We start from the raw sequence: 664 nt of genomic DNA on the forward strand, positions 1-664 counted from the left end.
GCCTCGGGCTTCGAGCATCGCAGGGGACCCCGCAGGGGCGGTTTCGCAGGGGAGAGCTTTTTGCCTACTTTTTGGCGGCGCAAAAAGTAGGTCGGCCGCCGGGACGAACCCCCGGCTGGGCCTAGCCATAAACCCAAAGCAGCGCATAGCAATCGAATCAGATGAAGCGAACCAACAACTCGCCCATCGCCAACAAAGCCATCGCCTGCCCAAACGGCATCGACGTCAGCGGGATGTCCTTGTATTCCTGCAACGTGTTGAACACCGGCGTGCCGAAGCTCACCTGAGTCAGCTCGCCCGCATCGTTGATCTTCGACCGCACCGCCAGCGCCGCCTTCACGCCGAAGGCCTCGTAGTCCTTGGAGATGTAGCCCTTGCGGACCGCCTTCAGGATGCCGTAGGCGAAGCCGGCCGACGCGGCGGCTTCGTCGTAGGACGTCGGGTCGTCCAGCAGCGTGGGCCACAGGCCCGATGGTGACTGGAACTGGGCCAGGGCCTTGACCTGCGCTTCGAGCGTCGTGATCAGGAACTGGCGGAAGGCGTCGCCCTCGGGCAGGTTCAACAGCTCGATGAACTCTGGGATGACGATCGTGACCCACGAATTGCCACGCGCCCACAGCGCATTCGCAAAGTTGTGCCGCCCCTCGAAGGTCCAGCCGTGGAA

At 63.3% G+C, this 664-nt stretch carries 1 protein-coding gene; it reads right to left on the minus strand.

Annotation, left to right across the window (positions count from 1 at the left end; all coding sequences use genetic code 11):
- Positions 1-157: 157 nt before the first annotated feature.
- A partial coding sequence (locus tag AC1DU6_RS34305; protein ID WP_477862925.1) for a glycoside hydrolase family 88 protein occupies positions 158-664 on the minus strand: 507 nt, incomplete at its 5' end.

The sequence above is a fragment of the Roseateles sp. P5_B10 genome (genome assembly GCF_056400485.1).